We start from the raw sequence: 6,018 nt of genomic DNA, 5'->3' as shown, positions 1-6,018 counted from the left end.
CCGCTTCCGTCCGCATGCGTTCGGCTCGGCTCAGCTCACCCCGGCCACGAACCGGAACGCCGAGTCGGCGCGGTACAGACTGCTGTCCTGGTACCGGTCGAGGCGGATCTGGAAGTCCTTGTGGCGCAGATAGCGGCCCGGGTAGTTCACCGACTCCAGCATGACGGCGCCGGAGTAGGAGGAGCTGCGGGAGCAGAAGGTGGCGTCCTGCTTGAACAGGTAGGAGCCGTCGTTGCTGTCGGCGCGCAGGACGAAGTTGCGGTGCCGCAGGTACCTGCCGTCGTCCGTCTTGAAGGAGTAACAGGAGCTGTCCGTCAGCCCCTTGACCACGGTGAAGGTGGAGTCCTCGCGGGACTCCGAGCCGCGCAGCGGATCGAGCTTGACCAGACCACTGCTCACATGCCAGTAGCGGTCGGGGTAGTTGACCGACCGTACCGAGCGCTCGTAGCTGGTCGGCGTGGGGTCGGACGGCTTCTTGGTCGGCGACGCCGAGGCCTTGCCCGAGGTGTGCGACGAGGGACTGCTCTCGTCCGTCCCGGCGGAGGCGGTCGAGGAGGCCTCCCCGGCGGCCGAGGGCGAGGAAGAGGCGGACGGGGAGGGGCTGTTGGGGCCCTTCTGGCTGCCCGCAGTCGAGGAGGTGGTTTCGCTGGCGGAGGTCGACGGCGTGGCGAACGAGATGAGCCCCTCCGAGCTCGGGTCGCCGGACAGCGTCCGCCCCTCACGCGCTTCCGAACCGCGTTCGGAATCCCGGTCGTTGACCGCGATCGCGGTCACGCAGGCGACGACGGTGGCCACGGCGAGGCCGCCGGCCAGCCAGAGCCGTCGGGTTCCGGGAGCCCGGGAGGTGTCCGGGGCCCAGCCGTTCTCCCACGGTTGATCCAGGGGAGGCCGGGACTTGTTTTCTGGCATGCGCTAGTTCCTCCAGCGGCGCTGCTGACGGCGGCCGCGGCTGCGATGGCCCGGTATGTGAACGGTGAAACAGTAGTGGAAGCCGTGGCCCACGTTCAGCCGTTTGAGTGAGCGCTTTCGATAACGCTTTCGCAGCTCTCCGCCCGTCATATACGTACGGCTGTACATATCACCCCATTCGTTGTGTACGCTCGTACACATGGGATACCTGACGCTCTCCGCAGCCATAGCCGCCGAGGTCGCCGCGACGACCGCCATGAAGTACAGCGAGGGCTTCAGCAGGCTCTGGCCCACCCTCCTGACGGCCGTCGGGTATCTGGTGTCCTTCGTCCTCCTGGCCCAGACCCTCAAGTCCGTGGGGATCGGTACGGCGTACGCGATCTGGTCCGGGGCCGGTACCGCGACCATCGCCGTCATCGGTCTCGCCCTCTTCGGCGAGTCCCTCACTCTCACCAAGGTCGCCGGAATCCTGCTGATCATCGGCGGAGTGGTGGTCCTGAACCTCGGCGGTGCCCACTGATGGCCCGCCGCTACGACCCCGAGCGCCGCCAGCGGATCATCGACGCGGCGATCCGCGTGGTCGGCCGCAAGGGCCTGGCCGGCCTCACCCACCGTTCGGTGGCGGCCGAGGCGGATGTCCCCCTGGGCTCCACCACGTACCACTTCACCACCCTCGACGACCTGATGACCGCCGCCCTGCGCCAGGCCAGCGAGGGCTTCGCCAAGGTGATCGCGGCCCGCGGCGCCCTGTCGGACCCCCGGGCCGACCTGCCCACCGAACTGGCCGCCTGGCTCGGCGAATGGCTCGCCGGCGACCGCACCGGCGTGGAACTGGAGTACGAGCTCTACCTGGCGGCTCTGCGCAGACCCGCCCTGCGCCCGGTGGCGGCCGAATGGGCCGACGGCATGGCAGCCCTCCTGGCCCACCGCACCGACCCCCCGACGGCCCGCACGCTGGTCGCGCTCATGGACGGCATCTGTCTGCAGGTCCTGCTCACGGACACCCCCTACGACGAGCGGTACGCCCGCGAGGCCTTCTCCCGAGTCATGCCCCCGTCCCCGTCCCCGTCCCCGCCCCCATCCTCCGCACCGCACTGAGCGCGGCCTCCACGCTCCCCACGACATCGGTCACCGGATACTGCACGTTCCGCACCACCCGCTCCCGATCCACCACCAGCGTCAGCCGCTTCAGCCGGCTGACCCCCGCCGCCCGGAACGTGGGAAGCCGCAGAGCCCCGATCAGCGCGAGGTCGGCATCCGACAGCAACGGAAACCCGAGCCCCTCCTTCTCGGAGAACTCCCGCTGCTCGTCGGCCCGTTGGGTGGACACCCCCCGCACGGCACTCCCCGCGGCCCGGAACTCCTCATTCAGGTCCCGATACGTACATGACTCGAGCGTGCAGCCGGCGGTCCCCGGAATGTCCCCCCAACGCGGGGGATAGGACTCCCCATGGGCAAAAGCCCCCGGAAAGCAGTACAGGACGGTGTACGGCACCCCTTCATCCACCGGATCCCGCACGTCCCCCCGGTCGTCGACAAGCCGAAGCTCCGGCACCCGGGTTCCCACGAGCGCGTGCACCCGCCGCCCCTCGGCGGACGCCTCCTCGCCCGTGGCCGTGGTCCCCCCGTCCCCGAGCACCCACGCGTCCCCCCAGTCCTGCAGGGCGACCAGCACCGGCAGCAGTGCACGCCCCCTCGGGGTGAGCCGGTACTCGTACCGCACAGGCCGCTCCTGATACGGCACCCGCACCAGTACGTCGGCCTCGACCAGCAGTCGCAGCCGCTCGGTCAACACCTTCCGGGACAGCCCGAGTTCACGCTGCAGCGCATCGAACCGGTGCACCCCGCGCGCCGCGTCCCGCACGATCAGCAGCGTCCACCAGTCGCCCACGACGTCCAGAGCCTGCGCGATCGCACAGGTGGAGTCCTCGAGGCTCGTCCTGCGGGCCATGGAAGGGCTCCTTTCTCCGTTGACCCGAGGCTGCCATGCTGACACAGTGAGTTCCCAAAGGAAACTCACTCAAAGGGCACTCACTCAAGGGGGGCAGGTGCGAGGGCTGCGGCAATTACCGCGACCGGTGTGGCTGCTGGCGGCCGGCACGTTCGCCAACATGACCGTCAGCGTCAGTTTCGTCTTCGTCTTCCTCTACCTGACCGGCCCCCGCGCGATGAGCCCCGGCGAGGCGGGCCTGCTGGTGGGCCTCGGCGGCACCGGCCTGGTGGCGGGCAACTTCACCGGCGGCTGGTACGGCGACCACCTGGGCCACCGCAGAGTCCTCCTCGCCTCGGCGACAGCCTCCGGCGCACTCCTCGCCGCCGTCCCCTTCCTCCCCACCCCGGCCCTCTATGCCGCTCTGCCCCTGGCCCAGTACACCGCCGGCGTACAACGAGCGGCCAACGCCGCCCTGGTGGCGGTGATCGTCCCCGAGGGCGCTCGCCGCCAGGCCTTCGCCCTGGTCCGCGCCTCGGCGAACGGCGGCTTCACGATCGGCCCGGTCCTGGGTGCCTTCGTGGCCACCCACTTCTCCTACGACTACCTCTACACGGCCGAAGGCATCAGTGGCCTGGCCCTGGCGGCCTGGACGGCCCGGGTGGTCCCCCAGGGGGCGACCCCGCGCACCACCCGAACCCCCCACCAGGCAGGCGGCCTCTGGCCGGCGCTACGCGCACGCCCGGCGGTGCTCACCCTGCTCGTCGCCATATTGATCACCGACATCGTGTACCGCCAGCAGTACTCCACCTTCCCCCTGTACCTGGCCGACCACCACATGGACACGGGCGTGTACGGCGCACTCCTGGCCGTCAACGGAGCGGTCCTCCTCTGCCTGGAACTCCCGGCGGCACTGGCCCTGCGCCGCCACGCCCCCCTCCGCATCGTCGGAACGGGCCTCCTCCTGGTCGGCGCCGGCTACGCGACCCTCCTCCTGGGCGCGACGGTCACCACGGCAGCCGCCATGATGACCCTCCTCACCCTCGGCGAACTCCTCTACAAGACAACGGCCACGGCCTACATGGCCGACGAGGCCCCACCCCACGTCCAGGGCCGCTTCCAGTCCCTCTACGCGGGCGCGTCGATCAGCGGCGTAGTCCTGGCGGCCCCCCTGGGAGGCACCCTCTACGAGGCGTCCCCGACCACCCTGTGGCCCCTGTGCGCGACGCTGGCGATGCTGGCCGGAGCCGCGGTACTCAGAGCCTGTGTCATATCCCCGGCCGGGCGCGCGACGCCTGGCACGCACGCTCGCCGCGTTGCCGAAACGCCCACGTGGCTCCGCCACGAGGGCGCTCCGGCGCCTTGCGATCGCACGCACCAGACGCCGCGCGCTGATCCGGCCGGGGATATGACACAGGCTCTCACCACCGCACCCCGCAAGCCGCGAGGGCGCCACGACGAGGAGCCCGACCCCCCGCTTCCCACCCCCTTGGCCCGCTACCTGAGACAACGCCCCGCTGGTTAGCCTCCGCACTCTTCGTCCGGTTAGGTTTTTCCTATGACCGATACGACTGCTCCGAGCACCACCGGCGCGGTGGCCACCGGCCTCGCCACCATCGCCGCCGACGGCACGATCCTCGACACCTGGTTCCCGGCCCCCGAACTCGTGACCGACCCCGGCCCCTCCGGCACCGAGCGCCTCTCCGCCGACCAGGCCGCAGAGCTCCTCGGCGAAGGCGCGACCGCGGCGACCGGCCCGGACCCCCGCCGAGGCGTCGAAGTCGTAGCGGTCCGCACGGTCATCGCCTCCCTGGACGCCAAGCCGCTCGACGCGCACGACGTCTACCTCCGCCTCCACCTCCTCTCCCACCGCCTGGTCCGCCCCCACGGCCAGAACCTGGACGGCATCTTCGCCCACCTCGCCAACGTCGCCTGGACCTCGCTCGGCCCGGTCCCCGTCGACGACGTCGAGAAGGTCCGCCTGAACGCCCGCGCCGCGGGCCTGCACCTCCAGGTGACGTCCATCGACAAGTTCCCGCGCATGACGGACTACGTCGCCCCCAAGGGCGTCCGGATCGCCGACGCCGACCGCGTCCGCCTCGGCGCGCACCTCGCCGAGGGCACCACGGTCATGCACGAGGGCTTCGTCAACTTCAACGCCGGCACCCTCGGGACCTCGATGGTCGAGGGCCGCATCTCGGCCGGCGTGATCATCGGTGACGGCTCGGACATCGGCGGCGGCGCCTCCACGATGGGCACGCTCTCCGGCGGCGGCAACGTCATCATCTCCATCGGCGAGCGCTGCCTCATCGGCGCCGAGGCGGGCGTGGGCATCGCGCTGGGCGACGAGTGCGTGGTCGAGGCCGGCCTCTACGTCACCGCCGGTACCCGCGTGACGATGCCCGACGGCCAGATCATCAAGGCCCGCGAACTCTCCGGCGCGTCCAACATCCTCTTCCGCCGCAACTCGGTCACCGGCACGGTGGAGGCCCGCCCGAACAACGCGGTCTGGGGCGGCCTGAACGACATCCTCCACAGCCACAACTGACCCCAACAGAGCGCCCTCCCACGGCCGGGGAGGGCGTTCGTGCGTTCTCGCCGCCCAGCCCCCTCGCGAACCCCCACAACGCCTCGAAGTCCCCGTCCTTCAGTCCCACCCGCGGACTGACGTGATGCAGCAGCGCCGGACCCGGGTGATGGGCGGCGACGTAGGCCGAGTCCGTGGGGGAGAGTTCGTCGTCGACCCAGGCGAAGGGGCGGCCCGCCGCGTGGGCGACGAGGGATTCCGTCTTCCAGTGGATCCCGTCGGCCCGATCGGTGAGCAGGGCCGGGCCGAAGTCGACGTACGGCAGTTCGGGCAGTCCCACCACGGGGGCGATCCAGCGGTTGGCCTCGGCCATCCAGGTCGTGGCCCAGACCAGTTCGTAGGGAAGCCGCTGCAGCGCCGCCCCGTGTCCCGGGTTCAGCCAGACCCGCAGGGGCCGGCCCGGCCGCACGGACGCCCTGATCGTCGTATAGCCGTCGGGGCGCCGCTCGGGCTTGGCGGCGTACGGATTGAGAGGTCCGTCGACGTCGAGGAACAACAGCGGCCGGCTCATGCGGTCACCGTAGGGCAGCGCCGCTCCGAAGTCGGCGGAATTGTTTCCGGAGCGCAGGCATAGCGGTGCGTGCCCGCAGGC

At 70.7% G+C, this 6,018-nt stretch carries 7 protein-coding genes; 4 read left to right on the top strand and 3 right to left on the bottom strand.

Annotated elements, in window-relative coordinates; genetic code table 11:
- Positions 1 to 30 precede the first annotated feature (30 nt).
- Positions 31 to 909, bottom strand: coding sequence for an AbfB domain-containing protein (locus tag ACLZN2_RS37240; protein WP_416984006.1), 879 nt, complete (start codon positions 907 to 909; stop codon positions 31 to 33).
- Positions 910 to 1,108: 199 nt separating this feature from the next.
- Between ACLZN2_RS37240 and ACLZN2_RS37235 the strand changes: the two genes are divergently transcribed.
- Both ACLZN2_RS37235 and ACLZN2_RS37230 read left to right on the top strand, forming a co-directional pair.
- A complete protein-coding gene (locus ACLZN2_RS37235; RefSeq protein WP_416984005.1) occupies positions 1,109 to 1,429 on the top strand; it encodes a DMT family transporter in 321 nt (106 codons plus the stop codon).
- Positions 1,429 to 2,007 carry a TetR/AcrR family transcriptional regulator gene (locus ACLZN2_RS37230; protein WP_416984004.1) on the top strand — a complete coding sequence of 193 codons (579 nt, stop codon included), beginning with the start codon at positions 1,429 to 1,431 and terminating at the stop codon, positions 2,005 to 2,007. Before ACLZN2_RS37235 ends, ACLZN2_RS37230 begins: the two co-directional genes overlap by 1 nt.
- On the opposite strand, the gene ACLZN2_RS37225 is transcribed toward ACLZN2_RS37230, so the two are convergent.
- Positions 1,955 to 2,860 carry a winged helix-turn-helix transcriptional regulator gene (locus ACLZN2_RS37225; protein ID WP_416984003.1) on the bottom strand — a complete coding sequence of 302 codons (906 nt, stop codon included), beginning with the start codon at positions 2,858 to 2,860 and terminating at the stop codon, positions 1,955 to 1,957. The genes ACLZN2_RS37230 and ACLZN2_RS37225 overlap by 53 nt on opposite strands.
- Before the next feature lie 160 nt (positions 2,861 to 3,020).
- Here ACLZN2_RS37225 and ACLZN2_RS37220 point away from each other — a divergent pair, with 160 nt between their 5' ends.
- Positions 3,021 to 4,364, top strand: a complete 1,344-nt coding sequence (locus ACLZN2_RS37220) for an MFS transporter (RefSeq protein ID WP_416984002.1) — start codon at positions 3,021 to 3,023, stop codon at positions 4,362 to 4,364.
- Between the two features lie 33 nt (positions 4,365 to 4,397).
- Positions 4,398 to 5,387, top strand: a complete 990-nt coding sequence (gene dapD, locus ACLZN2_RS37215; protein WP_416984001.1) for a 2,3,4,5-tetrahydropyridine-2,6-dicarboxylate N-succinyltransferase — start codon at positions 4,398 to 4,400, stop codon at positions 5,385 to 5,387.
- Here dapD and ACLZN2_RS37210 read toward each other — a convergent pair.
- Positions 5,311 to 5,937: a hypothetical protein gene (locus ACLZN2_RS37210; protein WP_416984000.1), complete on the bottom strand. Its 627-nt coding sequence runs from the start codon at positions 5,935 to 5,937 to the stop codon at positions 5,311 to 5,313. The two genes, dapD and ACLZN2_RS37210, sit on opposite strands and share 77 nt — an antisense overlap.
- Between the last annotated feature and the right edge of the window lie 81 nt (positions 5,938 to 6,018).

The sequence above is a fragment of the Streptomyces sp. T028 genome (assembly GCF_048159505.1).
In the GTDB taxonomy this organism is placed as follows: Bacteria; Actinomycetota; Actinomycetes; order Streptomycetales; family Streptomycetaceae; genus Streptomyces.
The sequence above is the reverse complement of the archived record's forward strand: the minus strand, read 5'-3'. Positions and strand labels throughout refer to the sequence as shown.